Origin of the sequence: Amycolatopsis sp. MJM2582 (assembly GCF_000754115.1) — a bacterium.
GTDB classification, from domain to species: domain Bacteria; phylum Actinomycetota; class Actinomycetes; order Mycobacteriales; family Pseudonocardiaceae; genus Amycolatopsis; species Amycolatopsis japonica.
The window spans coordinates 1,099,230-1,126,177 of the sequence record NZ_JPLW01000002.1 but is presented as its reverse complement, the minus strand read 5'-3'; the positions used below and the strand labels follow the sequence as shown (position 1 = coordinate 1,126,177).

The following is a 26,948-nucleotide window of genomic DNA, read 5'->3' as shown; positions in this document are numbered from 1 at the left end:
GTGGTCATGATGGCGACGATCGACATCGCCGATGGCGGAATGCGCGTGAGGTTCTCGCCCTGGGAGCGGCTGGCCGTATGGCGTGACGAAGCGGTCGTGCCGTCGTCGGCGATCAAGGCCGTCGAGTTCGTCGAAGAGCCCGTGCGACGGACACGCGGGGGACGGGCCGGGGTGCTGATCAGTGGGGTGCTGAAGGTGGGTTACTGGGGGCTGGGGACGGGGACGCGTCAGCTGGTGTCGGCTCGCAGGGGTGTGTCAGGGCTGCGGATCGAGCTCGATCGCGCGGTCGCCGGGCTCCCCTTCGACGAGGTGCTCGTCAGCGCGCCGAACGCGAAGGATCTCGTCGGCGTGCTCGTCTAGAGGTAGTCGAAGAACCTGTCCCACCAGGAAGGTGGCCGATCCGGCGGATACAGCGCGTCGAATCCGCTGATCCCGGTGTACTTGGTCCACAGCGGATGCTCGGAGACGGGCAGGTAGCCGAGCGCCTCCAGCTCGTCTTCGACCTGTCTTCGGACCTGCGCCGGGAAGAACTCGCGTTCCTCGTCTTCGTCGTAGCTGCCCGGATTTCCCAGTGTCACCGCGACGAGACCGCCGAAGTTGCTGACCGTCACGGTGACCTGGTCCAGTGCGGCGGTCGCGTCCGCCGGGATCACGATCCGGCCGAGGTGGCTGGCGTCTTGGACATGGCGGTCCACTTCGCAGGAACAGTCGAACAGCCGCTCCAACCGTTCGGCCAGTCGCTCGAATCGAGCTCGCTCGGCCGGTCCGTCGAAGTCGTGGGGCACCTCCCAGTGGCCGGGTTCGTCCAGCTCTCGCAGCAGTGCCCAGGTCTGCTGTTCGTCGAGGGGCATCGTCGCCTCCCGGCCTCGGGTGGTCTAGTCCACTTACCGGACTGACCTTAGCCAGCCACGTCCCGCGCGGACAATGGTGGGACGAATTCCGGTCGAAAATTTTCGTGGGGTAGCGCCAGCACCACCCCGGATCCGGGAGCCTGCACTGCTGATCTTCGCGCCGGCCTCGGCCACAGTTGTCACTGTCGATCTCGTCGGAGAAGGAGTGGGAATGACGGTACGCAAAGGTGTGGTGGTCCTGACGGTGGCGGGGCTGATGGGCGCGGCGTGGACGACGGCGGCGGACGCGGCGCCTGCCAAGGGAGCGGAGCTGCGGAAGAGCCTCGACTCGTTGGTGCGTCAGGAGAAATTCCCCGCCGCACTGGTCGCCGTGTCCGACGGCAGGCGGACGACGTCGCTGGTCGCGGGCTCGTCGCGGATCGATCGCCAGGTGCCGGTCCCGCGTGACGGCAGGGTGCGCGCGGGCAGCAACACCAAGACGTTCACGGCGGTCGCGGTCCTGCAACTGGTGGCCGAGGGCAAGGTCGAACTGGACGCGCCGATCGAGAAGTACCTGCCCGGCATCGTGCGCGGAGAGGGGATCGACGCCACCAAGATCACCATCCGGCACCTTCTGCAGCACACCAGCGGGTTGCCGAACTACACCGAGTACCTGGGACTTCAGGATTTCGAACAGGTACAGCACCGGTATTTCCCCACGCACGAACTGCTCGCCGCGGCCTTGAGTCACCCGGCGAAGTTCGCGCCCGGCACCAAGTGGGAGTACAGCAACACCGGGTACCTGCTGGCGGGCATGGTGATCGAGAAGGTCACCGGACGCCCGCTCCAGGAGCAGATCACCGAACGCGTGATCAAGAAGGCGGGTTTGAAGAACACCTACTGGCCGCAAGTCGGTGACCAGACCATCCAGGGACGGCACCCGCAGGGCTACGCCATCGGCAACTCCGCCACCGGCAAGGTGATCGACGCGACCGAACTGGATCCGTCCTGGGGCGGTGCCGCCGGTCAGCTGATCTCGACGCCCAGTGACCTCGGCGAATTCTTCCGCGTGCTGCTCGAAGGCAGGCTGCTCCCCGCCGCGCAGCTGGCCGAAATGCGGAAGACGGTCGACGCGCCCTTGTTCCCGGGGACGAAGTACGGGCTCGGCCTGATGAGCAACCCGCTCAGCTGCGGCGGCGTGTACTGGGGCCACGGCGGGGACATCCACGGGTTCGAAACCCGCGGTGGCGCCACGGAAGACGGCCGCACGGTCGGGCTCGCGGTGACCGCGATGCCGGGGACCTTCGGCGACGGGGAGAAGGGCTCGAACGCCGTCATGGCCACTGTGGACACCGCGTTCTGCAAGTGACGACGCGAAGGCCACTTTCGCAAGGTTGTGAAAGTGGCCTTCGCAACGCCTCACCCCTCAAGATTCCCGATCGCGGTCCGGAATCCCTCCAGTGCCGCGCGATAGAAGCGTGGGCCGTACGACACCCGCGCCACACCGAGTTCGCGGAGCGCGGCGAGGTCCAGTTCCTCGCCGACGTTCCCGTTCACCGGGCACGCGAGTTCGGTGACCAGCGCGGCGAGATCGTCCCGGCGCCGGACCCCGATCGGATACACGCAGTCGGCACCGGCATCGCGGTAGAGCCTGCCGCGCCGGACGGCCTCGGCGAGTCTGTCGGGCTCCGGGACCCCGCGGTCGCCCAGGAACGTGTCGACCCGCGCGTTGACGACGATCGGCACCCCGGCGCCGGTCGCGGCCGAACGGATCTCCGCGATCCGCTCGGCGTGCTCGTCCGCGTCGGCCAGTCCGCCCGACCGGTGATCGGTGTCCTCCAGATTGCAGCCGACGGCTCCCGTTTCCAGCAGCCGCTCCACGAACTCCCGCGGCGCCAGGCCGTAGCCTGCCTCCGCGTCCACGGTGACCGGTACGGAGACCACGCGGGCGATCCGCGCCGCCGCGGCGAACATCTCCTGCCATGGCGCGCCTTCGCCGTCGGGGTACCCGAGCATCGCCGAGACGGCGGCGCTCGCCGTGGCGACCGCGGGGAAGCCCGCCTCTGCCACGATTTCGGCGCTCGCCGCGTCCCAGACGTTCGGCAGCACGAGCATTTCCCCGTTGTGCAGGCTTCGAAGTGTTTCGGCCAGCGTCTTCGGATCGGTCATCGGTTTCCTCCTCGATCGGTAGTGGTCAGGGCGGCCGGCATGCGCAGGGCGACGAGCATGCCGACGAAGGCGAACGCGACGACAGCGGCCATCGCCGCCGTGAAGCCGCTGCCGAACTCCTCCGGGGACAGATGGCTTCCGGCACCGGCGAAGACGGCGACCACCACCGCCACCCCGAAGACGCCGCCGAAGATCCTCAGCGTCATGAACGCGCCGGACGCTTGGCCGATCTCGGCGGGCCGCACCGCTCCGACGGCCGAGCGCTGTGCGGCGGGCATGGCCGACGTGATCCCGGCGCCGCTGACGATCAGCCCCGGCAGCAGGAGGGCGTAGCCCGCGCCGGGTTCGGCGACCAGCACGATCCAGCTCATGCCGATCGTCTGGAGCAGCAATCCGACGGCGACGAACATCCGCGCGCTGTACCTGTCCGCCAGCTTGCCGGCGAGCGGCGCGCAGATCATCAGGGTCGCGGTCCACGGCATCATCCGCAGTCCCGCCTCGAACGGCCCGAGACCTTGCGCGGTCTGGAAGTACTGGGGCAGGAAGAACAACGTGCCGTACAGCGAGGCGAAGACGCAGAAGTTCGCCGCGTTGGCCGTCGAGAAGGCTCGCAGCCTGAAGAACCGCATCGGCAGCATCGGCGCTTCGCTGCGTCGCTCCCACCACACGAAGGCGATCACCAGCGCGACGCCGAGGGCCAGCGAGCCCAGGACCTCGGCACTGTCCCAGCCCGCGAGGTTTCCGCGGACCAGGCCCCACACGATGCCCAGCGATCCCAGTGACACCAGGACGACGCCGCCATGGTCGAGCCGGTGACCAGGGCCGGTGCTCTCGTCGACGCGCCGGAGCGTCAGCAAGACCGCCACCACGCCGACCGGCAGGTTGAGCCAGAAGATCCACTGCCACGCCAGCCCTTCGGCGATGACACCGCCGACGAATGGGCCGCTGAACGTCGCCAGCCCGGTGAGCCCCAGGTAGAGCCCCATCGCCTTGCCCCGCCGCTCGGGCGGGAAGATCGCGCTGATCAGGGTGAGCGACAGCGGCAGCACCATCGCGGCACCGGCGCCCTGCACCGCCCGCGCGACGATCAGCGTGCCGATGTCCCCGGACATCGCGCAGCCCACCGAAGCGAGCGTGAAGACCGTGAGACCGGTGACGAACATCCGGCGGCGGCCGAACCGGTCGCCGAGCGCCGCTCCGGTGAGCAGCAGGACGGCGAAGCTGAGGTTGTAGGCGTTGACGATCCATTCGAGTTGCTCGATCGACGCGGACAGATCCTCGCGGACCGTGCTCAGCGCCGTCGTCACCACCTGGCTGTCCAGCGCCATCATGAAGGACGCCACTGAGGCGAGCGCCAGGACCCACGCCTGTTTCGGGGTCAAGATTTCTCCTTGGTGGAAGGGTTTCCGGGCATGACGAGGCACACGCCCGGCGGGGCGTGGCCAGGGAAGTGCGGGCGTCAGCCGCGCAGCGAGCGGGGCAGCCCGAAGGCCGCGAGCAGTGAGTTGTCGAGGAACCGGGTCACCGCGGTGACCCGATCGCCCGCGAGTTCCAGGACGAGCACGCCGTGCGCGTGGCCGATGGGCGTCCTCGGGTCGCGGAGGTAGCAGCCGAAGGCGGGCTGGCCGTTGGCGCGGGTCGGGATCAACGAGTACCGGCGGCCGTCGCAGAGCGCGACGGTCGCCAGGAAGTGCCCGACGGCCTCCGGGCCTTGGTATTCAAGAGGAAGCGGGGGCATGGTCAGCCAGGCGTCGTCGGTCAGAAGCGCCACGATGGCCCCGACGTCGCCGTTCTCGAAGGCACGGGTGAACTCGTCGACGATCCGGCGTTCCCGCGGCGAATCGGGCAGGGGAGCGGACTCCCGGTCACCCGGCGGCATCTCCCCGGCCAGCGCCGAACGTGCCCGGTTGAGCGCGCTGGTCACGGCATTCTCGGTGGTGTCGAGGATGCCGGCCACCTCGGCCGCGCGGAACCCGAGGACGTCGCGCAGGACCAGGACGGCCCGCTGCCGGGGAGGAAGCCGCTGGAGCGCCGCCAGGAACGCGAGCGAGATCGACTCCCTGGCCTCGTAGCGCGCCTCCGGGCCGGGCACCCGGTCGGCGATCTCGGCGAGCAGCAGATCCGGGTACGGCTCCAGCCAGCTGGGTTCGGGGCGACGGCGCGTCGGCTCGGGCAAGGGGACCTCCGGTCGGTAGGCCGCGTGGTCGTGCGGGCGGCGGGCACCCGCCCGCAGCGCGTTGAGACAGCGGTTGGTCGCGATCCGGTACAGCCAGGTCCGGATGGACGCGCGTTCCTCGTACGCGTCGATTCCGCGCCACGCGGCCAGCAGCGTCTCCTGCAGCAGGTCCTCGGCGTCCTGCACCGAGCCCAGGATGCGGTAACAGTGCACCTGCAGTTCACGGCGGTACGGCGCCACGAGATCACGGAACGCCTCGCCGTCACCGGTTTTCGCCAGGGCCAGCAGTTCGTCCACCCGCATACCGGGTTCCCTCCTCTTGTGGTGTCTCTCGAAGGGATGGACACCGCCGTCGCCGGAAACTTGTCGGTCGCCGACCAGTTTCCCCCGAATTCGCGGAAAACCGGTTCGCGGTCCACAGCGGAGTGGCTACACTCGCCACGAAATCACCCCGGCGAGGAAGGACAGGACCGTGCGTCATCACCGCGCCGTCGTCGTCCCCTCGGCTCGCTACGAGGTGATCCTGGTGTCTCCGCGCACCCGGTGCCGGCCGCGCGGCTAGCACCGGCCCGTCTCACGAACGCCTGACCTCTTCCCGTTGCCGCGCAACGGTGGTTGATGCCTGCCCGCGTTCGCCGAATCGCGCCGTCGGAGTTCCGCCAGTTCAGCCCGAAAGGCCCGCGCCATGCGCACCGTACCGCTGTCCGCCGTCCGCAACCTGGGCATCCTCGCCCATGTCGACGCCGGCAAGACCACCCTCACCGAACGGATCCTGTACGTCACCGGCACCACCTACAAACGAGGTGAGGTCCACAACGGCACGACCGTCACCGACTTCGATTCCCAGGAGCGAGACCGTGGCATCACCATCTTCGCCGCCGCGGTCAGCTGTTCGTGGGACGGCCATCGCGTCAACCTGATCGACACGCCCGGCCACGTCGATTTCTCCGACGAGGTCGAGCGGTCGCTGCGGGTCCTCGACGGCGCGATCGCCGTGTTCGACGGCGTCGCCGGGGTCGAGCCGCAGAGTGAATCGGTGTGGCGTCAGGCCGATCGGCACGGCGTGCCGCGGATCGCGTTCGTCAACAAACTCGACCGCGCGGGTGCCGACCTCGACGCGGCCGTGGCGTCCATCCGGGAACGGCTGCATCCGCGTCCGCTGGTGGTCCAGCTGCCGATCGGGGCGGAAGACGGCTTCGTGGGCGTCGTCGACCTGCTGCGGATGCGGGCACTCGTCTGGGCCGATGGCGCCGAGACCGCCGAGGAAGGACCGATTCCGGAGTCCCTTGTGGACGAAGCGAACCGGCGACGGCGCCTGCTCGACGAGGCCGTCGCGGAAGCCCATCCTGGGGCGCTGGAGGAGTTCTGCGTGTCGTCGGCGGTGTCGACGGACACGCTGGTCTCTGCGCTGCGTGAGCTCACCCGGACCGGTGACGGCGTCGTGGTCCTCTGCGGCTCGGCCTACCGCAACCGCGGGGTGGAGCCGTTGCTGGAAGCCGTGGTGGCGTACTTGCCCGCGCCGTCGGATGTTCCGCCGGTGCGAGGTGAGTACGAGGGCACGACCCAGGAACGTCCCGCCGATCCGTCGGCGCCGTTCGCGGCACTGGCGTTCAAGGTGACCTCGACCGCCACCGGGCGATTGACGTTCCTGCGGGTGTATTCGGGCACGATCCGGACTTCGGAGGCGGTGATGGACGTGGGCAGCGGCCGTAGCGAGCGCGTCGGCCGCATCCTGCGGGTCCAGGCGGACCGGCACACCAGGGTGGACAGCGCCGTCGCGGGCGACATCGTCGCGGTGGTCGGGCTCAAGACGGTCCGTCCCGGCGCGACGCTGTGCACGCCGTCGGAGCCGATCCTGCTCGAGCCGCCCGTCGCGGCCGACCCGGTCGTCTCGGTCGCCGTCGAACCGCGGAAGGGCACCGACACGGAACGCTTGATGTCGGCGCTGGCGCGGCTGGTCGAGGAGGATCCGTCGCTGGTCGTCCGGACCGATCGTGAGACCGGTCAGACCCTGTTGTCCGGGATGGGCGAACTGCATCTGGAGGTGGCGGTGGAGAAGATCCGGCGCGACCACGGGCTGGACGTCGGCGTCGGACGGCCTCGGGTCGCCTACCGCGAGACGGTCGCGCGCGGCGTGTCCGGTTTCGTCCACCGGCATGTCAAGCAGGACGGCGGCGCCGGGCAGTTCGCCCACGTCGTCATCGACACGGAACCATTGGCGGAAGGGGAGTTCGCGTTCGAGTCCACTGTGGTCGGTGGCCGAGTGCCGAGGGAATACGTCCGTGCCGTCGAAGCGGGTTGCCGTGACGCGCTGGCGGAAGGCCCGCTCGGCGGGCATCCGGTGACGGGTGTCCGGGTCACGCTGACCGACGGGGCGACCCATCCGAAGGACTCTTCGGAGCTGGCGTTCCGGGCGGCAGGCAGGTTCGCGCTCCGGGCCGCATTGGCCGCCGGCGAGATGACACTGCTGGAGCCGATCGCCGAGGTGACCGTCACGGTGCCCGAAAGCGCCGTCGGCGTGGTGCTCGGCGACCTCGCCGCCCGGCGTGGCCGGGTGCTGGGGTCGGTGGTGCGCGCCGGAACGACCGTGGTCACCGCGACCGTGCCGCTGGCCGAACTGTTCGGCTACGCGACGCGGCTGCGGAGCCGGACCCAGGGCCGGGGCACGTTCACCGCCCGGCCGGTCGGCCACGCTCCGGCGCCGGAGGGCCTGCCGGTCCGGTAGTTCGCGCCGGTCCGAAGCCCGACGATGGCCCGCCCACGACACTGTGGGCGGGCCAACGCCCGAATCGCTGTCACCCGGCTATCGGGCGCCGGGCGGCAGCCGTCTTCATCCGGTCACACCGAAGGCCACGGAGGACGGCAGTTCTGCCGCGGCAGCGCGTGCGATCCGTTGGTGAACACGCCGTCCGCGATCGTGTCCTCCATGATCGAACGGTGATCGGTGGGACGGGCCCACTGGTAGCAGAGGTGCTGGGCGAAATAGCCGCCAGGCGCCTCGACGGTGTCGAAGTGGCAGACACCGTCGGTTTCGATGCAGTAGCGGATGAACGGGATGCCGCCGAAGTCGGTGCGGCCGGGCCCGAACGACACGTAGCCGCCGAACGGCGACGGTGCCCCGGTCCCCGCCGGGAGCACCGCGCTGATCCCGCGTCCCGGAGGACCGACGGGCTGCATCGGATCGGCGAAGATCTTCGCCCGGAACCGCGACTTGTCCACGGCCAGTTTGCCGTCGGCGATGTCGTTCAGCACCAGGTTCGCGACGAGGGCGCCCTGCGAGTAGCCGACGACGGTGAACTCCGCCCCGGGGTTCTCGTCGAAGGAGCTCTGGACGACACGGCGGGCCTCTTCGTGCCCGCGGGCGACGCTCTGGTCCATGGGCGTCTGGTCGCAGTTGGGTGCACCGGCGGCCCCTGCCGGGTAGTGGACCACCTTCTTGATCCCGCCCCGCAACCAGGCGTCGTTGTACACGGTCGCGGCCCCGTCACACGTGCCGCCGACGAGGATGTAGTAGCGCGCCTGGTCGGCCTGGGCCGTCGGCGCCATGACACTGATCAAGCCGGTGGCCAGTGCGGCCGCCGCCAGGACCCCCCTGAGCTTCTTCACATTCATCGTCCTTTCGTTCGACTACGGTGCGTGGTCGAACGCTAGGGACGAGTCATGAAATTTCGATGAAACACCCTCGGACGTCAGCGGTGGGACAGGACGTTGACCACGTGCCCGCTCGGATCCCGGACGAAGAACCGCCGGACACCCCACGGCTCGTCGGTCAGTTCGTGCACGATCTCGGCACCGGATGCCTTGGCGGCCGCGTACCTCGCGTCGACGTCGTCGACCTCGATCGAAGCGATCGGCACGACGGGCGCCGTCTCGTCATGGGTCATGAGGCTCAGCTGGACCTCCGGCCGCTCCGGATCGGCCAGGGTCACGATCCAGCCGTGATCCATCACCACCTCGAAGCCGAGAACCTGTACGTAGAAGGCCTTCGCTTCCGGCAGCGTCTTGGTCTCGAGGTCGGTGACCACTCTCTTGATCGACATACCCGGATACTGGCACAGGGGTCCGACGGTTTCGGGGGAGCAGGAGCGGTGTCGCCAGCATGAGCGCCCCGGCGATGCCGACCGCGGCGCGCGGGCCGGTGAACACGGCGAGCAGGCCCCACAGCGCGGTCAGGCCGGCGGTGGTGAGCTTCCCGGCGATCGACCAGGCCGACAGCGTGCGGGCCGCGCGATCAAGGGGTACCTGTTCGAGCCTGCTGGTGGCGAGCACCGGGTTGAACACGCCGATACAGGTGATCAGGCACAGTTCGACGACGATGACCAGGACCAGGCCGGGAACACCGGGCTGGACGAAAACGAGCCAAACAGGCCAGCAGACCCGCAGCCACCCGAAGACGAAGAGGACCTTGTCCCGGCCGTACCGGGCGACCAACGGCCGGGAGAGCCGCGCCCCGATCAACCCGCCGAGACAGGGCACCGCGAAGGCGACCGCGTACTCCCAAGGCGCGAAGCCGAGTTGCCCGAGCATCAGCACGGCGAACAGCGGAGCGGTCGCCATGATCAGGCCGTTGACCACGATCGTGTTGACGAAGAGCGGCCGCAACAACGGATGGGCGAGGATGAATCGCCAGCCTTCCCGTAGGTCGCGGCCGGTCAACCGGGCGCCTTCCGGCTTCGCGGGCGGCGGCTCCGAACCACCGGCGGCACGGATCCCGAGCGCCGAAAGCAGATAGCTGACCGCGTCGGCGGCGATCGTGATCACCGGCCCGAACAGACCGACGGCGAAACCGCCGAGCGGCGGCCCGAGCACGGTGGCCGTCCAAGTGGTCGACTCGAACCGGGCGTTCGCGACCAGCAGGTCTTCGGGGGGCAGCAGGGTTTTGAGGAAAGCACCGCTGGCGGCCAGGAACGTGATGTCGGCCGCCGCGACGACGACGGACACCGCGAGAAGCTGGCCGAAGCCGAGCAGCCCGAACGAGTACGCCACCGGGACGGTCAGCAGCGCCGCGCACCGGACGAGGTCCATCGCGATCATCACCGGCCGTTTGCGGCGGAACTCGACCCAAGGGCCGAGCGGCAGCGCGACCACCGCGCCCACGACGAGACCGGCGGCCGCCAGCAACGAGACCTCGGCGGTGCCCGCGCCGAGTACGACGATGGCGATCAGGCTGAACGCGTCGAACGCGAACCTCGTCCCGAACGCGCTCGCCGCGTATGCCGCCCACAGCCAGCCGAACCGTCGCCCCAGCGATCTCCCAGTCACGCGCGAGATCAAAGCAAGGCGGAGCCCCGAAGTCGAACAACGGGTCGTTGGCGGGTCACAACCGTCGGTTGTGCGACCCGCTCAGAGGTCCCCGAGCGCGGTGATCGGCGACTCGACACAGTCCGCGACGAACCGCAGGAACCCGCCCGCGGTCCCGCCGTCGCACACCCGATGGTCGAACGCCAGGGTCAGCTCGCAGATCTTCCTCGCCACCAGCTCGCCGTCGACCACCCAAGCGCGGTCGATGATCCGGCCGATGCCGAGGATCGCCGCCTCCGGGTGATTGATGATCGCGGCGGAGCCGTCCACCCCGAACACCCCGTAGTTGTTGACCGTGAAGGTTCCGCCGGTGAGGCCTGCCGGGCCGAGCTTCCCTTCCCTGGCCTGCGTCGTCCGGTCGCCGATCGCCGCCGAAAGCTCCCTTGTGGACAGTGAGCCCGCGTCGCGGACCACCGGCACGACGAGACCTCGGTCGGTCTGCGCGGCGAAACCGATGTTGATATCCCGCAGTTGGACGATCTCGTCGCCCTCGACGCGAGAGTTCAGCTCGGGGAACTTCCGCAGCCCCGCGACGGCGAACCGCGCGACGAGTCCGAGGAGACTGACCGGGCGATCCGGCGCCGAGGCGTTGAGCGACTTCCGCGCGGCGACGAGTCCGGTCGCGTCGACGTCGACCCAGACCGTGGCCTCGGGGATCTGACGCCGCGAGGTCGTCAGCTTGTCCGCGACCGCCTTGCGGACCCCGGTCAACGGGATCCGTGTCTCGCCGTCTCGCTGCTCCGGGACGGCGAGGGCCGCTTCGACGTCGGCGCGCCGGATGATGCCGCCCGGACCGCTGCCGGTCAGCTTCGTCAGGTCGATCTTGTTGTCCACGGCCATTTTGCGGACGAACGGCGAGATCACGCCCGGCGCTTTCGACGGTTTCTCCGGGGTGGCGACGACGGTGCGCGTCCGGCGGCGCCTGGTCGTGGTGGTCGTGCCGTAGCCGATGAGGACGTTGCCGCTGCCCTCGCTCGCGGTCGTCACGCCGGGTTCGGTGAACCCGGGTCCGATGGTGAGCAGGGGAGCGCCGACGGGCAGCGACTGGCCGGGTTCACCGTGGAGGCGGGTGACGACGCCGGCGAACGGCACGGGCACCTCGACAGCGGCCTTCGCGGTCTCGACTTCGACGACGGGCTGGTCGACGCCGACGGTGTCGCCTTCCGCGACGAGCCAGGTGACGATGGTGCCCTCGGTCAGGCCCTCACCGAGGTCGGGGAGCAGGAAATCAGGCACCGGCCACCACCGGTTCGTCGTTCCACTGCAGCCGGGCGACGGTGTCCAGGATCCGGTCGACGTCCGGAAGCTGATGGCGCTCCAGTTTCGGCGGCGGGTAAGGGATGTCGAGCCCGGTCACGCGCAGGACGGGCGCGTGCAGCTGATGGAAGCACTGTTCGGTGATCCGGGCGACCACCTCGGCGCCGTAGCCGCCGAACCCGGCCGCTTCGTGGACGACGACCGCGCGGCCGGTGCGGCGCACCGAGGCGGCGACGGTCTCGTCGTCGAAGGGGCTCAGCGACCGGAGATCGACCACTTCGATGTCCCAGCCTTCGGCGGTCGCGGCCTCCGCGGTTTCCAACGCGGTGGCGACCATCGGGCCGTATGCGATGAGCGTGACGTCCTTGCCCTCGCGGCGCACGACCGCGCGGTCCATGGCCGCGCCTTCCCGGGTGAAGGACACGGGCTCCTTCGACCAGTATCGGCATTTCGGTTCGAGGAAGATCACCGGATCCGGCGAGTCGATCGCGTCGCGCAGGAGGTCGTAGGCGTCCTGGGGAGTGCCGGGTGTGACGACGCGCAGGCCGGGCGTGTGGGTGTAGTAGGCCTCGCTCGAATCGCAGTGGTGCTCGACGCCGCCGATGTCGCCCGCGTAGGGGATCCGGATGACCATCGGCAGCGACAAGGCGCCGCGGGTGCGGTTCCGCAGCTTCGCGACGTGCGAGGTGATCTGCTCGAACGCGGGGTAGGCGAAAGCGTCGAACTGCATTTCGACCACCGGACGGAACCCGCCCATCGCCATTCCGACCGCGAAACCGACGATGCCGGACTCGGCCAGGGGCGTGTCGAAACAGCGTTCTTCGCCGAAATCGGCGGTGATGCCGTCGGTCACCCGGAACACGCCGCCGAGCGGGCCGACGTCCTCGCCGAAGATCAGCACGCGGTCGTCGTCCTTGACCGCGTCCCGCAGGGCGGCGTTGAGCGCTTGTGCCATCGAGAGCTCGGACATCAGGCCTCCAGTTCGGCCGCGACCAGCGCCCGCTGGGCGGCCAGCTGACGGGTCGGGACGGCGTACACGTGCTCGAACAGCGACAACGGATCCGGCTCGACGTCGGCGTTGAGGGTGTCGCGCACTCCGGCGGCGAACGTCTCGGCCTCGGCCCGGAATCGCTCGATGTCGTTGTCGGACAACAGGTTCTCGGTGGTCAGATAGGTCTGGAGACGGCGAACCGGGTCGGCCGCGCGCCACTTCTCGACCTCGGCCTGATCGCGGTAACGGGTCGCGTCGTCGGCGTTGGTGTGCGCGTCGATCCGGTAGGTGTGCGCCTCCACCAGTACCGGCCCGCGACCGGAACGCGCGTGCGCGACAGCGTCGTCCAGCACGGAAAGGACGGCGAGGGCGTCGTTGCCGTCGACCTGCTCGGAGCGGACGCCGTAGCCGACACCCTTGTACGCCAGGGCGGGCGCGGCGCTCTGCTTCTCGAACGGGACGGAGATCGCGAACCCGTTGTTCTGCACGAAGAACACCACCGGCGCCTTGAACACGGCGGCGAAGTTGAGCGCCTCGTGGAAGTCGCCCTCACTGGTGGCGCCGTCGCCGATGAGCGCGAACGCGACGGCGTCCTCGCCCCGGCGTTGCATCGCGTGGGCGAGCCCAGCGGCGTGGAGGGTCTGCGTCGCCAGCGGGGTGCACTGGGGAGCGACCCGCGTCTTGGCGGGGTCGTAACCGCAGTGCGCGTCGCCGCGGAGCAGCGTCAGGATCTCGCCCGGTTCAAGGCCGCGGGCGACCAGCGCGACCGAGTCGCGGTAGGTGGGGAAGAGCCAGTCGGCGTCGGTGAGGGCGAGCGCGCTCGCGACCTGGCAGGCCTCCTGGCCGGCGCTGGACGGATACACGGCGAGGCGGCCCTGTTTGGTCAGCGCGGTCGCCTGCGCGTCGAACCGGCGGCCGAGCACCATCAGCCGGTAGGCCTCGACGAGCCGTTCGGCCGGCGGCACGGTGTAGGCACCGTGCTCGTCGACGCGCGTGCCGTCCTCGGCGAGGAACCGCACCGGGATCCCGGACGGCAGCAACGCGGCGGCAGGGGTCTCCCGCGACATGGCGCAGCACCACCTTTCACAGACATATGATGCTGAGATCGTGGTTTCCGGAGTCCCAGTGTTCAAGAGGTGCGCGAAATGAGCGACAAACTGCCCGCAGAATCGGTTCAGCCGGACCGACCGTCCGGTAGTGGCGTGGCTCACGGGCCGGATCCGGGACGAACGGTCCTTGCCCTCGACGACATTGATCGCGCCATCCTCGCCGAGCTGACCGCGGACGGCAGGCTCGCCGTCCGGGCACTCGCGGAGCGGCTGCACATCTCGCGCACCAACGCCTACGCGAGGCTGGACAGGCTGATGTCCGAAGGCGTCATCACCGGCTTCGGCGCCCGGATCGACCCTCGGCGAGCCGGGCTCGGAACGAGCGCGTACATCCTGATCACCGTCGAGCAGACGTCGTGGCGCACGATGTCTGCCGAACTGCGGCAAATCCCGTTCGTCGAGCATGTGTCGCTCGTCGGTGGCGACTTCGACATCCTGCTGCTGGTGCGGACACCGGACAACGCTTCGCTGCGGGACGTCGTGCTGGAACGGTTGCAGGCGCTGGACGGCGTGCGCTCGACGCGGACGTGGCTGATCTTCGAGGAGCAGCCGGGCGTCGCCCCTCGTGAGTGGTGAGGACGTGGCACCGCACTCACGTGATCAAAGGCGGTACTCGCGTGATCAGCGGCGGAACATCCGAGTGCGGCCTCCAGTCACGCGAGTCACGTCCCTGATCACGCCGCGTCTGGGTGCCCAAGTCCGTGAAGGCCTCCTTGAGGGACTTGTCTTGTTTACCCAGTGGTGTGGGTCGAGCCTGAGGGGTTCGGGGCGTGGAACGTCCTGGCTCCTCTACATGGATTCGTTGATGAAGGATTTGGGACGGTGAACGTCCCAAATCCTTCATGGACAACGCTCGACCCTGTCTGGAACGGAGCGAATCCCGCCTACGCACAGGTCAGACGTAGATCAACGAATACCGGTCCGTGAAGGCCTCCTTGAGGGACACTGGGTCCCTCAAGGAGGCCTTCACGGACTTCGGGCTAGCAGGTACAAAGAGGACGGTTCGCCCCGCCGCTCACGAGGCCGTGGTGGGCAGTGGCCGGTCGTTGACCACCTGCTTCATCACGAGCGTCGAGTTCAGCCGCTGCACCCCGGGCAACGCGGACAACACGTCGTCCTCAAGCCGCTGATACGCGGCGAGGTCGGCGGTGACGATGCGCAGCAGGTAGTCGGGATCGCCGAAAAGCCGCTGCGCGAGCAGGACGTTCGGGATCCGCGTGACGGCGTCTTCGAAGCTCAGCAACGTCTCGCGGTCCTCTTGCCGCATGGTGACGAACACGAGCGCCTCGAAGTTCAGCCCCAGCGCGGCGGGATCGACCACCGCCCGGTACGCGCTGATCGTGCCGTTCCGTTCGAGCGCGCGCAGCCGGCGGTGGCACGGCGACGCGCTCAACTGGACTCGCTCGGCCAGTTCGGTGAGCGTCAGACGCCCCTCTTCCTGGAGGATGGCAAGAATCTTGCGGTCGACAGCGTCCATGGGGAAGATTCTTCCACGCTTGCGGCCCAAAGGGACAGAAGTTGGAAGCACCTTCGGGCGGATCGCGAATAGCTTTTCGAACATGCCTCTCGGATCCGTTCTCGCCTTCTGGGGCGTCGCGGCATTGCTCATCGCGGTGCCCGGCGCCGACTGGGCTTTCGCGATCAGCGCCGGACTTCGTCGCCAGGTCCTGCCGGCCGCCGGCGGCATCGTTCTCGGCTACTTGGCCATGACGCTGGTGGTCGCCGCGGGACTGGGTGTCCTCGTCGCCTCGAAGCCGATCGCCTTGCTCGCGCTCACCGTCGCCGGTGGGCTCTACCTGATCTGGCTCGGCTTCAAGACGGTGCGCCATCCATCGACGCTGGGTAGCGCTCCCAAGGAAGTCGGGAGCAGGGGTGGCACGCTGCTGGAAGGGATGGCGGTCAGCGGACTGAACCCCAAGGGACTGCTGGTCTTCGTCGCGATGCTGCCGCAGTTCACCGACCCGGCCGCGCGCTGGCCGATCCCGGTCCAGCTGGCCGTGCTCGGGCTGACCTTCGTCGGCACCTGTGCGATGGTCTACCCCTGCGTCGGCGTGGGAGCACAGGCCCTGCTGCGCGCCCGCCCCGCCGTTTCCCGTGTCGTTTCCCGGATTTCCGGTGCCTCGATGATGGTGGTGGGAGCACTCCTGGTCGTCGAGCGACTGGTGGCGTGAGCCGAATGGTCCATTCCACCGGACAGGTCGCCGAACAAACCTGGCCGCACCGTTGGAAAATCTCATACCCTCCGAAGCAGGCCGAAGGGAGCTGACCTGATGCGGTGGACCTGGGTGCGTACCGCGGTGGCCTTGGTGGTCGCCGCGTCGATCGTCCAAACGAGTCAATCGGATACTGCCGAAGCGCAGGTGATCCCCGCCGCGGCCGGCCGGTCCGCGATCTACGGCGGGGGACCGTTCTATCAGGACGGTCAGGGTGTCATGGACGTCCTGCGGTCGTCGGGTTTCACCACGGTCATCCTGTGGAGCATCCATGTCCACGACAACGGCGATCTGTACTACAACGACCACCTCGTGGTGAAAGACGGCCAGTACGTCGGCGACGCGGGATGGCCGGCCCGGCTGCGGACGCTGAAGCAGGCACCGACCTCGGTCGATCGCATCGAGGTGTCCGTCGGTGCCTGGGGCACACCGGACTGGGAAGCCATCGACAACCTGATCACGCGCGACGGCACCGGCAGCGGCACCGTGCTCTACCGCAACTTCCTGGCGCTGAAGAACGCCACCGGCGCGGACGCGATCAACAACGACGACGAAGCGCATTACGACGTCGACTCCACCGTCACCTTCGCGCGAATGGCGAACGCGATGGGCTACCGGAACTTCACGCTCACTCCGTACACCGCGGTGTCGTACTGGCAAGGCGTGAAGAACGGACTCGGCGGCCTGGTCGATCGCGTGTACCTGCAGGCATACGCGGGTGGCAGCGGCAACGACCCGGCGACCTGGACGCGGTCACTCGGCATGCCGGTGGATCCGGGACTCTGGAGCAAGAACGGCTCCGGCTGCACAGCGGGGGATTCGCCCGCCCAGGTGGAGAGCAAGATGCGGGCCTGGAAGTCGTCCGCGGGGATTCCGGGCGGCTTCATGTGGCTGTACGACGACATCAAGAAGTGTTCGGCGCAAGGCACGGCCGCCGACTACGCGCGGGCGATCAACACCGCCACCACGAGCTGACGCTGTAACGCTCTCCGCGCTTCCGCCGAATACAGGCGGGTTCGATGGCGGAGGCGGAGGAATCGTGGCGCGTGTGCTGATCCTGTTCGCGGTCGCCGCAGTCTTTCTCGCGGCGCCTGCCTGCGCGCGTACGGAACCGGCGTCACGTCCCGCCGTCACTGTGACGACGAGCGTCGTGCCGGCGACGACCGACCCGCCGAGCACCGACGTGACCACGACGGTCGTGACGACGTCGGTCGCTGTCGTGCCGACCACGAGCAAGGCGCCCGTCAAGTCGAAGGCGGACCAGCGGAGAGCGGCGTGCCGCAAGGACGAGAATCAGTGCTACGAGCCAGGGACGAACACCAAATGCCAGACCGGCGGCTGCGTCAACGCCGGACGCGGAATGACGCAGCGCGACGTCGGGAAACAGCGCGACAAGTGGCTCCGCGAGCATCCGGGTTGGTGCCCCGCGGGCGAGACCGGAGCGGTGGCACCCTGTTGACCGACACACGCCATTCGGGTGATAACGGTTCGGCATTCGATGTATCTGCCGTACACCCCATTGACACCTTCCTGCGATCACGGCGACTGGGTGGAGGAATGCGGTGACGGTGGAGGACGCGGGTCAGGACTACCTGACGCGGCAGATCGGGGCGCTGCTCGAAGCGATTCGCGAGGAGGGGCCGGTCGGCGAGGGCAGACGCAGTTTCCGGATCGCCGGGCATCTCGCCGCGGAGGGCGGGTTCCACCTCGGCGACATCCTCGCCGCGACCGCGCAACTGCTGGCGGTCCACGCTTGGAACAACGGCTACCTCGCCGCGGCGGAGCTGCTGACGCGCCGCATGCGGGAGTTCGGCGCCGAATCGGCGGAGTTGGTGCGCTACCTCGTGCGGCTGGAGACCGGCTGCGAGCAGGGCTGGCTCCCGCACGCGGATCGCGACGAACTCATCGCCTACGCGCGGCGTGTCCAGCGCGCGGACATCGAGGAGCGCGCGCAGGCCATCGAAGCGTCGTTGCCCGGCGTCACCGATCCCGAGCGTCCTGATCGGATGGCGAGTGAGTCGTGAGATGGTGCTCGGGGTCCGCGAGGATACCGCGGATCACCGAGCCGGCGGCGCCGCGGACGGCGGCGCCCGTGCCCAGCGCCGAGCGGACGACGCGCACCGGCGACCACGCCGTGCTGGGCACGCGGCGTTCCAGCTCGGCGAGGAGTGGCTCACGCAGCCACGGCTCCAGCCGCGCGTAGGTTCCGCCTAGCACCACCGCCGGAACGTCCATCAGGTTGACCACAGTGGACAGTCCGACGCCGAGGTGTCCCGCGGCGACGGTCACCGCGGAAAGCGCGGCGGCGTCGCCGGATTCCAGCGAGGTAACCAGCTCGTCCACCGTTCCCGCGCCCGCGAGCCGCAGGATCTCTTCCTGACCGGCCATTCGTTCCAGGCAGCCGTTCGCGCCGCAGGAACACGGCGGGCCGTCGGGTGCCACGGGCAGGTGGCCGATCTCGCCGCCCGCGCCGCGGACGCCTTCGAACAGGGCGCGATCCAGCACGATGCCCGCCCCGATCCCGATCTCGCCCGACACGTGGACGAAATCCGGCAACGCCGAGCCGTGCCAGAGTTCGGCGAGCGCCGCGAAGTTCGCCTCGTTGGCGACGGTGAACGTCCCGCCGAGCCGGTCGGCGAGGTCGACGTCGCGCCAGCCCAGGTTGGGGGCGAGCCGCACGAGGCCGGATTCGACCAGGCCCGGCACCGCGATCCCGACGCCGCCGACCGGGACACCCAGCGCGTCCGCCTGCTTCCGGGCTTTACGCAGGAACGCCGACACGCGCTGGAAAACCCGCGGGGTCCGGTTGTCCGCATATCGGACTTCCTGCGCCCGGACGGCGCCGGTCAGATCGACGAGACAGGACGCCAGGTAGTCGACGCCGATCTCGATGCCGAGTCCGTGCGGGCCGGTGGGGGAGAGCGAAACGACGGTGCCACGCCGCCCGGGGCCGACGCGTTGCTCCGGTTCGCCTTCGGCCACGAGATCCGCCGCGATCAACCGGTCGACCACGCTCGACACGGTCGCCTTCGTGAGTCCGGTGGCGGCCGCCAGGCCCGCCCGGGACGTGCCGGGACCGTCCGCGATCGCCCCGAGGACGAGCGCGGCGTTGTGCTGCCGCACGGTGTGCTGTCCCGCCGGGCGCGTGCCGATCATCGCGCGATTGTATTCGTTCGATGCCTGAACGAAAGCCTTGACCCGCCGGGTCGGGCGTCGATAAGTTCAGGCATCAAACTAATGGAGGCGAGATGGCTCAGGCACCGACGCGTGAGGACAAGTTCAGCTTCGGGCTGTGGACCGTGGGCTGGCAGGCGAACGACATGTTCGGCCCGGCGAGCCGTCCGCCGCTCGACCCGGTCGAAGCCGTGCACCGCCTCTCGGACCTCGGCGCCTGGGGGATCACCTTCCACGACGACGACCTCGTCCCGTTCGGTTCGGCCGACGACGACCGCGCGCGGCAGCTGAAACGTTTCCAGGGCGCGCTCGCCGAGACCGGTCTCGTGGTCCCGATGGTGACCACGAACCTGTTCAGCCACCCCGTCTTCAAGGACGGCGGCCTGACCAGCAACGATCGTGACGTCCGCCGCTACGCGCTGCGGAAGGTGCTGCGGAATCTCGACGTCGCCGCCGAACTCGGCGCGTCGACGTTCGTGCTGTGGGGCGGCCGCGAAGGCAGCGAGACGGACGCCGCGAAGGACGTCCGCGCGGCGATGGACCGCTACCGCGAAGGCATCGACTTCCTCGCCCAGTACGTCCTCGACCAGGGCTACGGCCTCCGGCTCGCGCTCGAACCGAAGCCGAACGAACCGCGCGGCGACATCCTGTTGCCGACCATCGGCCACGCGCTCGCGTTCATCTCCACCCTCGACAACCACGAGATCGTCGGCGTGAACCCCGAGGTCGGGCACGAGCAGATGGCCGGGCTCAACATCGTCCACGGCATCGGGCAGGCGCTGTGGCAGGGCAAGCTGTTCCACATCGACCTCAACGGCCAGCGCGGCCCGCGGTTCGACCAGGACCTCGTGTTCGGCCACGGCGACGTGCTGTCGTCGTTCTTCCTGGTCGACCTGCTGGAGCACGGCGGCTACGACGGGCCGCGTCACTTCGACTACAAGCCGCTGCGCACGGAGAACATGGACGGCGTGTGGGCCAGCGCCGAGGCCAACATGGCCAGCTATCTGCTGTTCGCCGAGCGTTCCCGCGCGTTCCGGGCCGATCCCGAGGTGCGAGCCGCCCTGGACGCCGCCCTTGTACCCGAGTTGGCGACGCCGACGCTGAACGAGGGCGAGACGGCGGCGGATCTGCTGGCGGACCGGTCGGCGTTCGAGGACTTCGACCCGGAGAAGGCGGCGGAACGCGGTTACGGCTTCATCCGCCTGTCCCAGCTGGCCCTCGAACACCTCACCGGAGCCCGCTAGAAGCGGTCGACGTCGATGACGGCCTTGGCGAACTCCTCCGGTGCCTCCTGCGGCACGTTGTGGCCGATGCCGTTCAGGACGCGGTGCTCGTACTTGCCGGAGAACTTCGACCGGTAGGCCTTGCCGTCGGTGTTCGGGCCGTCGAAGTCGCTGCCGATCGTGATGGTGGGCACGGAAACCGCCGGTCCCTGCGCGAGCTTCTGTTCGAGGGCGTCGAGTTTCGGGTCGCCCTCGGCGAGACTCAGCCGCCACCGGTAGTTGTGGATCACGATGGCCACGTGGTCCGGGTTGTCGAAGCAGGCGGCCGAACGGTCGTAGGTCGCGTCGTCGAAGGTCCACTTCGGCGACGCGATCTTCCAGATCAGCTTGTTGAAGTCGTGCCGGTTCTTCGTGTAGCCGAGGATGCCGCGCTCGGTGGCGAAGTAATACTGATACCACCAGCCGAGCTCGGCGGTGGGCGAGAGCGGCTGCTTGTTCGTCTCCCGGTTGGTCACCAGGTAGCCGCTCACCGACACGAGCGCCTTGCATCGCTCGGGCCACAGCGCGGCGATGATCACGGCCGTGCGGGCGCCCCAGTCGAAGCCGCCGAGGACGGCCTTCTCGATCTTCAGCGCGTCCAGCAGCGCGACGATGTCGGCGGCGATCGCTGACTGCTGGCCGTTGCGGAACGTGTCCTTCGACAGGAACCGCGTCGGCCCGTAGCCGCGCAGGAACGGCACGATCACCCGGTACCCGGCCGCGACCAGGCGTGGGGTGACGTCGACGTAGCTGTGGATGTCGTAGGGCCAGCCGTGCAGGAGGACCACCACCGGGCCGTCGGCAGGGCCGGCTTCGGCATAACCGATGCTCAGCTCCCCGGCGTCGATCTGCTTGAGCGGGCCGAACGAGGTGTTCCCGCCGGTCGTGGCGGGCGCCGCCACCGGTGCCGCCGCGGGCTGGGCCGAGCAGCCCGCCACGGTGGCACCCGCTGTCGCGGCGATGACGGCCTGCGCGAACCTTCTCCTGCTGAGCATCCTGATTCCTCCCGCGAAACGCCTGGTACGGGACGAAATTAAGGGGACGGCTCCGGACGCGGCGACCGTCGGACGACGTCACCGGTGTAAGTCGCCCTAGGCCACCTCGGGGTGGGCGGTCACGAAGGCCGCTTCCAACCGGTGGATCCGAGCCCAGAACTCGGCTTCCCGGCCGGATTCGAGCACGCCCAGGTAGCCGCCGGGGACGACGCGGCCCACGAACGGCCCGGACGTCCACACCCGCCAGCCGACCGTGGCGTCGTCGCCCGAAGCGGACGCGGGATCGTCGGTGCCGCGGATCGCCGCGATCGGGCACGAGAGCTGGGTCCTGGCGGGCCCGCGGTAGGCGTTCAGCAGCTGGAGATCGCCGAGCAGCAGGTCCAGGGCGTACTCCCAGCTTTCGGGCGAATCGCGGTAGCCCGCGACGGGGGTGAGCCCGGTGCGGCCGAACACCCGTCCCATCGCCGAGGCGCCCGCCTTGGCGTTCTTGTCCGGTGAACGCCGTTGCGGGGCGCACGCGTCCACGACGATCAGCGCGCGAGGCGAAACACCCAGCCGTTGAGCCGTTTCCAATGCGACGAAGGCGCCCATGCCGAATCCGATCGTCACGGAACGGCTGAACCAGGCCGCCGGCATCGCGGCGGCCGACTGCGCGGCGAGTTCTTCGACAGTGGAAGCCGGTGGATCCGCGAGCCTTTCCCCGTGTCCGGGGTATTCGACGCCTCGAACGTCCGCATCGGCCGCGCCGGCGAGCGGGCCGAACGCGCGCAGCGTGCCGCCGGCGGGCGGAAACACCAGGTAGCCGCGGCCACGACTGTCTGATGTGGACAGTGAAACGAGTGTGGCCGTCATGATCCGAAAGATACGCGCCATTAACCCGAATGGGGTAACGGTTCGGATTCGACCAAGATCAAATTCACCCACGAGGGGGAGCTCTTCGGGAAAAGATGCCCGGCCGTGTCGTATCTGGCACTCCCTGTTCGACGTCTTGATAAGAGCCGGAAGGAGAAAGCGATGAACACCACGACACTGGCCTCGACCACGCGGCTGAACCCGGTGAGCCGCACCCTGCCGGTTCTGCTGGCGATGGAGGACGACGCGGAAGACGTCGGTCGCCTGTCCCCGGACGACCGGCTGACCTGTCACGTGCACGGCCGCTGGATCCACCAATGCGTGGCTTCGCCGCTGCACGTCAACCCGATCACACGGCACCGCTGGTGTCGTTCGTGCGCGACCGCGCTGACCGTCTCCATCGACGAACTGTCCGGCGACGTCACGATGTTCTGCCCGCGGTGTGGCCACGGCGAAAGCGCCGCCTCCGCCCGGTTGATCGCCGCGTGCCGGGCCAGCCTGGCCGCCGCGCGCCGCCGTTTCGGTGTGCGTGCCGCTTAACCGGCCCGGCCGAGGACGCGCTCGATGATCCGGTCGCGATCCGGCGGGCGGAGATAGAGATAGTGACCGGCGTCCGGCAGGATCTGGACGTCGGCATGGGGGATAAGGCTTTCGAGTCGTCTGGCGGCGGTGACCGGATCGTGCACGACGCTGCGTCCGCCGAACAGGGCGAACGTGGGCACTTCGATGGACCTTAGGGCGGCATCACTCGGGCGAACCTGGAACGGCACCCGGGCGCGATAGCACCGGATCCCGGCGAGGATCAGCCGGGCAGCGGGCTGGTCGAGGACGTCCTCCCCGGCGGTCCACGCGACGAACCGCCGCCACAGGCGATCGTTGTCGAGTACGGCCACGGGCAAGCCGTACCAGGACACGCGCCGGGAGAACGGCGCCGAAACGGTGGTGGCGTCCAGCAAGCCGATGGACGCGAGTCTTCCGGGCGCGTGGATCGCCTGGTTGACCGCGTGCCAGCCGCCGGTCGAACCGCCCACGAGATGCACATCGGTCAGTCCCAGGCGCTCGAAGACGTGGTCGAGAGCGCTCGCCCTGTCACGGATGTCCTTGAACGGGACCTTGTGCACGCTTCGGCCCGCTTCGCCGAGGGTGTCGATCGCATAGACCGGGTGCCGCTCAGCCAAAGCGGGGATCAGGGTCGCGAAACACGCGGAAGTGGCCATGAGTCCCGGCAGGAGGGCGATCGGGCTGCCGCCGTCGCCGTAGCGGTAGACCCGCGTGATGCCATGGTGCGTTTCGACGTCGAAGACCGCGTCCGGGTCCGGACACTCGGCGATGGCGCGGTCATAGGCGGCGAAGTAGTGCTTCTCGGCCGCCGGACTTTTGAAACTCCCGATTTTCCGCATGAGCGGAACGCTAGGCAAAGCCGCGTTTCCGGTCTTGAACGAAAGTAAGGTGAAGGCATGGGCGGGTGGGGTCTCGTGGTGCCGCGGCGGGATATCGCCCGCGCACCCGGCGAGCGGGTTCTCCGGTGGCCCCATCCCGCGCTGGCCGCCCACGTGGCGAGTTACGTCGCGCACGATCTTCCCGACGCGGGCGCGAACTCCTGGCAGATCACCCCGTTGTCCGTGCTCACCTGGGTGATCGACCTCGACGCCCCGGCCCGCGGTGCCGGGGTCCCCTCTTCGCCGGTGCTTGGGCTGCGAGACCGGCCGTTGCGTGTCGAACAGACCGGAGCTTCACGCGGGATCGTGGTCACCCTGACCCCGCTCGGTGCGTACGCGTTGTTCGGGATTCCGTTGCGGGAACTGACGAATTCAGTGGTCGCGGCATCCGAGACGCTGCCGGCCGGGTCGTTGACCGAACGGCTGGCCGAGGCGACGGACTGGGCGGAGAGGTTCCGGCTGCTCGACGAATATCTCGCGGCGAAGGTGGCTCGCGGCCCCGTGCTGGCCGCCCCGGTCCGGCACGCGTGGGACCGGCTTTCGGCGGGCCCGGTCCGCGTCGACGCTCTCGCGGACGAGATCGGCTGGAGCAGGCAGCATCTCAACGCCCGGTTCCGTGAACAGATCGGGCTGAACCCCCGCACGGCCGGGCGGATCGCCCGGCTCAATCGGGTGCTGGCGTTGATGAGCCGGGCGTCGTCCCTTCCGTGGGCCGAGGTCGCGCACCTGGGCGGCTACAGCGATCAGGCGCATCTCGTCCGGGAGTTCCGGGCGTTGACCGGATGCAGCCCGACCGAGGCCGGGAAACCGGCTGGGCTATTTGTTCCGCCACGTGACGGCGCGTGAATCGGCGCTTTCGTATGGCTGAGAGGTGTACGACAGCGAGGTGATCGGATCGGACGCGACCCCGAAGTGCAGACGGCAGGACTCGAAGACCGCGCCCTTGGTCGAGAAGTCCTTCGGCGCGAAATTCTGGTCCTCGCACCCGGTGACGTCGGCGTCGCCCATGCCCAGAAGCGAACCCGGCCAGCCGCCGCTCTTGGTCTTCGCGCTGAGGATCGGGGTGTACACCTCGGCCATGTTGGAGCCGTCGACGTTGGTGAGCTTTTCGCGGACGAAGAAGAAGTTCTTGCCCCGCAGCTTCGCCTTGTCCTCGTCCTTGAGCGGCAGGCCGTCGATGTCGGCGTCGGGCGCTTTGACCGATTCCACGGTGACCGTCAGCCCGATGACGCCCTTCGCGTAGTGACTGTAGAACGGGATGATCGCCTGCTCGCCGAATTTGAGCTTCGTACCCGGTTTGACCGCCTCGCCGGTGACCTCCAGGGTCGGCGTGGTGGTGAGATACGGCTTCGGCGTCGTCGTCGGTTCACTGGCCGACGTCTGTCCGGAAGTGGTGGTGGCGCCGGCACTCCGGGCCTGACCGACGTTCTGCGGTGCTGTGCAGCCGACCAGCGCGGCGCCGAGCATCGCGGTGACGACGGCATGACGAACTCTCGGACGTGTGGGCACGACCGATCTCCCCTCGGAAAAGTGAAAACACTTGGATTTCCCCCGAAGTGCACTTTAGCCAACGAGCGTTCACCCGATCGGTGGAGGTAGGTTGCGGACATGACCCAGGTTTCGCCGCCTGCCGAGGCCGCCACGAGGATCACCGGACGCGCTGTCTCCGAGCAGAGAAGCCTCTCGGGCGGGGTGACCGAAGTGGTGCTGGACAGCGGCGACACCGTGGTCGTCAAACGGGGCCATGCCCGGAACGCGATACCCGCGGAGGCCGCGGGCCTGCGATGGCTGGGGGAGCCCGGTGCCGTGCGGGTACCCGAGGTGCGCGGCCACGACGACGAGTGGCTGGTCACGGATCTGGTCGGCGGAGGGCGGCCGACGCATCACGCCGCGGAGCGGCTGGGGCGGGGGCTCGCGGCACTGCACGCGGCGGGCGCGCCCGCGTTCGGCGCGGCGCCGCCGGACGGCCCCGCCGACGCGTGGATCGGCCTGGCTCCGATGAAGAACACGCCAGGGGAGGACTGGTCGCGGTGGTACGCCGAGTATCGAGTCCTGCCCTATGTCCGTCGCGCGGTCGACGAGGGCACCTTGAACATTGACGAGGCCGCAGTCATCGAGCGAGCCTGCGCGCGGCTTCCGGAAGTGTCGGAACCTCCGGCGCGTCTGCACGGTGACCTGTGGAACGGCAATGTGCTGTGGGGCCCTGTCGAAGCCTCGCTCATCGATCCGGCGGCGCACGGCGGCCATCGCGAAACCGATCTCGCCATGCTGCAGTTGTTCGGCTGCCCGTTGCTCGACCGGGTGCTCGCCGCCTACCAGGAGGTCGCCCCGCTCGCCGACGGCTGGACCGACCGGATCGGTGCGCACCAGCTGTTCCCGCTCCTGGTCCACACCGTCCTTTTCGGACGGTCGTACGCCGGTCAGGCGGTCGCGGCGGCGAAGGCCGTCGGCCAGTAGGTCACCGGGCGAGGCGGTCGAGCCATTCGGCGAGCATCGCGTGCTCGGCGGGGGTCAGCGCGTCCCCGGGTTCCTTCTCCAGCGCGGCTTTGAGCGCGATCGCACGGCTGGGGATGTCCGACACCTCCTCCGCGCTGTCGGTGGTGATGGCCGCGATGACATGTTCGCGCGCGGCGACGATCAGGTCCGGGTCGCGTTGTTCGGGCGGGCTGGCGAGGAACGAGAGGATCACGCCCATCCCGGTCGCGTGCACCAGCTGCGCGGCCTGTTCGACCGGGACACGCAGCCTGCTGGCCTCGGCGATACGGCCGACGATCCGGCGGAGGATCGCGTCCGCCTCACGGCGGGCTTCGCGGACGCGGGGCTCGCCGTACATGAGCATGTAGAAGGCGGGCTGCTGCAGGCCGAACTCGACGTGCAGGTCCCAGCCCCGCCGCAGATCGCCCACCGGGTCGTCGGTCTCGCCGAGGGCGTGCTTCCCCTCCAAGTAGCTCTTGAAGCCATACGTGGCGACGGCGTCGAGCAGCCCGTCCTTGTCGCCGAAGGTCCGGTAGAGCGTGGGCGCCTGCACTCCGGCGGCGGCGCTGACCGCACGCGTCGACAACGCCTCGCGCCCGCCCTCCCGCAGAAGCTCCGCGGCCGCGCGGACCAACCGGTCTTTCGTCGTCAACGTCATGTATCGACGATAACACCCAGCCGGTAGCAGTGGTTCGGTATCAGTGA

Annotated in this window: 28 protein-coding genes and 1 pseudogene; 12 read left to right on the top strand and 17 right to left on the bottom strand. The window is 69.0% G+C overall.

The features are described from left to right. The first annotated feature begins 9 nt into the window (after positions 1-9). Positions 10-360 (top strand): hypothetical protein, encoded by a 351-nt coding sequence (locus ED92_RS15415; RefSeq protein ID WP_037340078.1) that lies wholly within the window; start codon positions 10-12, stop codon positions 358-360. On the opposite strand, the gene ED92_RS15410 is transcribed toward ED92_RS15415, so the two are convergent. After that, on the bottom strand, positions 357-851 hold the full coding sequence (locus ED92_RS15410; protein ID WP_037338423.1) for a hypothetical protein: 495 nt from the start codon (positions 849-851) through the stop codon (positions 357-359). The two genes, ED92_RS15415 and ED92_RS15410, sit on opposite strands and share 4 nt — an antisense overlap. A 211-nt stretch (positions 852-1,062) precedes the next feature. Here ED92_RS15410 and ED92_RS15405 point away from each other — a divergent pair, with 211 nt between their 5' ends. After that, on the top strand, positions 1,063-2,199 hold the full coding sequence (locus ED92_RS15405; protein WP_037338421.1) for a serine hydrolase: 1,137 nt from the start codon (positions 1,063-1,065) through the stop codon (positions 2,197-2,199). Between the two features lie 50 nt (positions 2,200-2,249). On the opposite strand, the gene ED92_RS15400 is transcribed toward ED92_RS15405, so the two are convergent. The 3 genes from ED92_RS15400 to ED92_RS15390 all read right to left on the bottom strand — a co-directional run bounded on the left by ED92_RS15400 (position 2,250) and on the right by ED92_RS15390 (position 5,478). Next, positions 2,250-2,999, bottom strand: coding sequence for an isocitrate lyase/phosphoenolpyruvate mutase family protein (locus tag ED92_RS15400; RefSeq protein WP_037338418.1), 750 nt, complete (start codon positions 2,997-2,999; stop codon positions 2,250-2,252). After that, positions 2,996-4,381 (bottom strand): MFS transporter, encoded by a 1,386-nt coding sequence (locus ED92_RS15395; RefSeq protein ID WP_037338414.1) that lies wholly within the window; start codon positions 4,379-4,381, stop codon positions 2,996-2,998. Before ED92_RS15395 ends, ED92_RS15400 begins: the two co-directional genes overlap by 4 nt. Before the next feature lie 77 nt (positions 4,382-4,458). Beyond that, positions 4,459-5,478 (bottom strand): sigma-70 family RNA polymerase sigma factor, encoded by a 1,020-nt coding sequence (locus ED92_RS15390; RefSeq protein WP_037338410.1) that lies wholly within the window; start codon positions 5,476-5,478, stop codon positions 4,459-4,461. Positions 5,479-5,860: 382 nt separating this feature from the next. Between ED92_RS15390 and fusA the strand changes: the two genes are divergently transcribed. Continuing rightward, positions 5,861-7,900, top strand: a complete 2,040-nt coding sequence (fusA, locus tag ED92_RS15385) for an elongation factor G (RefSeq protein ID WP_037338407.1) — start codon at positions 5,861-5,863, stop codon at positions 7,898-7,900. Positions 7,901-8,013: 113 nt separating this feature from the next. Here fusA and ED92_RS15380 read toward each other — a convergent pair whose 3' ends face one another. From ED92_RS15380 to pdhA, 6 genes and pseudogenes are all read right to left on the bottom strand, one after another. Continuing rightward, the gene (locus ED92_RS15380; protein ID WP_037338404.1) at positions 8,014-8,787 is read right to left on the bottom strand and encodes a PE-PPE domain-containing protein; all 774 of its coding nucleotides are present in this window, start codon (positions 8,785-8,787) and stop codon (positions 8,014-8,016) included. Positions 8,788-8,864: 77 nt separating this feature from the next. After that, a pseudogene (locus ED92_RS15375) lies at positions 8,865-9,140 on the bottom strand (VOC family protein); the annotation flags it as partial. Then, on the bottom strand, positions 9,049-10,437 hold the full coding sequence (locus tag ED92_RS15370; protein ID WP_081975856.1) for an MFS transporter: 1,389 nt from the start codon (positions 10,435-10,437) through the stop codon (positions 9,049-9,051). The pseudogene ED92_RS15375 and the gene ED92_RS15370, both read right to left, overlap by 92 nt. An 81-nt stretch (positions 10,438-10,518) precedes the next feature. Next, positions 10,519-11,712: a dihydrolipoamide acetyltransferase family protein gene (locus ED92_RS15365; protein WP_037338401.1), complete on the bottom strand. Its 1,194-nt coding sequence runs from the start codon at positions 11,710-11,712 to the stop codon at positions 10,519-10,521. Further along, entirely contained in the window at positions 11,705-12,703 is a 999-nt protein-coding gene (locus ED92_RS15360) for an alpha-ketoacid dehydrogenase subunit beta (RefSeq protein WP_037338398.1), read from the bottom strand. The genes ED92_RS15365 and ED92_RS15360 overlap by 8 nt, the downstream gene beginning before the upstream one ends. Further along, complete coding sequence (gene pdhA / locus ED92_RS15355) at positions 12,703-13,791, bottom strand: pyruvate dehydrogenase (acetyl-transferring) E1 component subunit alpha (RefSeq protein ID WP_037338394.1); 1,089 nt, start codon at positions 13,789-13,791, stop codon at positions 12,703-12,705. Before pdhA ends, ED92_RS15360 begins: the two co-directional genes overlap by 1 nt. A gap of 78 nt (positions 13,792-13,869) precedes the next feature. On the opposite strand from pdhA, the gene ED92_RS15350 reads away from it, so the two are divergent. After that, the gene (locus ED92_RS15350; RefSeq protein ID WP_235213282.1) at positions 13,870-14,409 is read left to right on the top strand and encodes an Lrp/AsnC family transcriptional regulator; all 540 of its coding nucleotides are present in this window, start codon (positions 13,870-13,872) and stop codon (positions 14,407-14,409) included. Positions 14,410-14,848: 439 nt separating this feature from the next. On the opposite strand, the gene ED92_RS15345 is transcribed toward ED92_RS15350, so the two are convergent. Continuing rightward, positions 14,849-15,310: an Lrp/AsnC family transcriptional regulator gene (locus ED92_RS15345; RefSeq protein WP_037338391.1), complete on the bottom strand. Its 462-nt coding sequence runs from the start codon at positions 15,308-15,310 to the stop codon at positions 14,849-14,851. An 82-nt stretch (positions 15,311-15,392) separates the two neighbouring features. Here ED92_RS15345 and ED92_RS15340 point away from each other — a divergent pair, with 82 nt between their 5' ends. From ED92_RS15340 to ED92_RS15330, 4 genes are all read left to right on the top strand, one after another. Continuing rightward, positions 15,393-16,004: a LysE family translocator gene (locus tag ED92_RS15340; protein ID WP_037338388.1), complete on the top strand. Its 612-nt coding sequence runs from the start codon at positions 15,393-15,395 to the stop codon at positions 16,002-16,004. A 99-nt stretch (positions 16,005-16,103) separates the two neighbouring features. Then, positions 16,104-17,021 (top strand): hypothetical protein, encoded by a 918-nt coding sequence (locus tag ED92_RS15335; protein WP_052120584.1) that lies wholly within the window; start codon positions 16,104-16,106, stop codon positions 17,019-17,021. A 64-nt stretch (positions 17,022-17,085) separates the two neighbouring features. Next, positions 17,086-17,505 (top strand): hypothetical protein, encoded by a 420-nt coding sequence (locus tag ED92_RS41360; protein ID WP_052120583.1) that lies wholly within the window; start codon positions 17,086-17,088, stop codon positions 17,503-17,505. Between the two features lie 103 nt (positions 17,506-17,608). Beyond that, on the top strand, positions 17,609-18,070 hold the full coding sequence (locus ED92_RS15330) for a hypothetical protein (protein ID WP_037338385.1): 462 nt from the start codon (positions 17,609-17,611) through the stop codon (positions 18,068-18,070). Here ED92_RS15330 and ED92_RS15325 read toward each other — a convergent pair. Continuing rightward, positions 18,027-19,202, bottom strand: coding sequence for an ROK family transcriptional regulator (locus ED92_RS15325; protein WP_037338383.1), 1,176 nt, complete (start codon positions 19,200-19,202; stop codon positions 18,027-18,029). The two genes, ED92_RS15330 and ED92_RS15325, sit on opposite strands and share 44 nt — an antisense overlap. A 92-nt stretch (positions 19,203-19,294) precedes the next feature. On the opposite strand from ED92_RS15325, the gene xylA reads away from it, so the two are divergent. Continuing rightward, complete coding sequence (xylA, locus tag ED92_RS15320; protein WP_037338380.1) at positions 19,295-20,464, top strand: xylose isomerase; 1,170 nt, start codon at positions 19,295-19,297, stop codon at positions 20,462-20,464. Here the strand turns inward: xylA and ED92_RS15315 are convergent. Next, a complete protein-coding gene (locus ED92_RS15315; protein WP_037338378.1) occupies positions 20,461-21,477 on the bottom strand; it encodes an alpha/beta fold hydrolase in 1,017 nt (338 codons plus the stop codon). The two genes, xylA and ED92_RS15315, sit on opposite strands and share 4 nt — an antisense overlap. 96 nt (positions 21,478-21,573) lie before the next feature. Then, complete coding sequence (locus ED92_RS15310; RefSeq protein WP_037340070.1) at positions 21,574-22,329, bottom strand: thioesterase II family protein; 756 nt, start codon at positions 22,327-22,329, stop codon at positions 21,574-21,576. Positions 22,330-22,491: 162 nt separating this feature from the next. Between ED92_RS15310 and ED92_RS15305 the strand changes: the two genes are divergently transcribed. Further along, complete coding sequence (locus tag ED92_RS15305) at positions 22,492-22,869, top strand: hypothetical protein (RefSeq protein ID WP_037338373.1); 378 nt, start codon at positions 22,492-22,494, stop codon at positions 22,867-22,869. Here the strand turns inward: ED92_RS15305 and ED92_RS15300 are convergent. Then, complete coding sequence (locus ED92_RS15300; protein WP_037338370.1) at positions 22,866-23,729, bottom strand: alpha/beta fold hydrolase; 864 nt, start codon at positions 23,727-23,729, stop codon at positions 22,866-22,868. The two genes, ED92_RS15305 and ED92_RS15300, sit on opposite strands and share 4 nt — an antisense overlap. A gap of 57 nt (positions 23,730-23,786) precedes the next feature. Between ED92_RS15300 and ED92_RS15295 the strand changes: the two genes are divergently transcribed. Next, a complete protein-coding gene (locus ED92_RS15295; RefSeq protein ID WP_052120582.1) occupies positions 23,787-24,614 on the top strand; it encodes a helix-turn-helix domain-containing protein in 828 nt (275 codons plus the stop codon). Here ED92_RS15295 and ED92_RS15290 read toward each other — a convergent pair. Further along, positions 24,585-25,277 (bottom strand): hypothetical protein, encoded by a 693-nt coding sequence (locus tag ED92_RS15290; protein WP_037338369.1) that lies wholly within the window; start codon positions 25,275-25,277, stop codon positions 24,585-24,587. The genes ED92_RS15295 and ED92_RS15290 overlap by 30 nt on opposite strands. A gap of 99 nt (positions 25,278-25,376) precedes the next feature. Here ED92_RS15290 and ED92_RS15285 point away from each other — a divergent pair, with 99 nt between their 5' ends. After that, on the top strand, positions 25,377-26,225 hold the full coding sequence (locus ED92_RS15285; protein ID WP_037338367.1) for a fructosamine kinase family protein: 849 nt from the start codon (positions 25,377-25,379) through the stop codon (positions 26,223-26,225). A 1-nt stretch (position 26,226) separates the two neighbouring features. Here the strand turns inward: ED92_RS15285 and ED92_RS15280 are convergent, their stop codons facing one another. Continuing rightward, positions 26,227-26,901: a TetR/AcrR family transcriptional regulator gene (locus ED92_RS15280; RefSeq protein WP_037338366.1), complete on the bottom strand. Its 675-nt coding sequence runs from the start codon at positions 26,899-26,901 to the stop codon at positions 26,227-26,229. Positions 26,902-26,948: the final 47 nt, after the last annotated feature.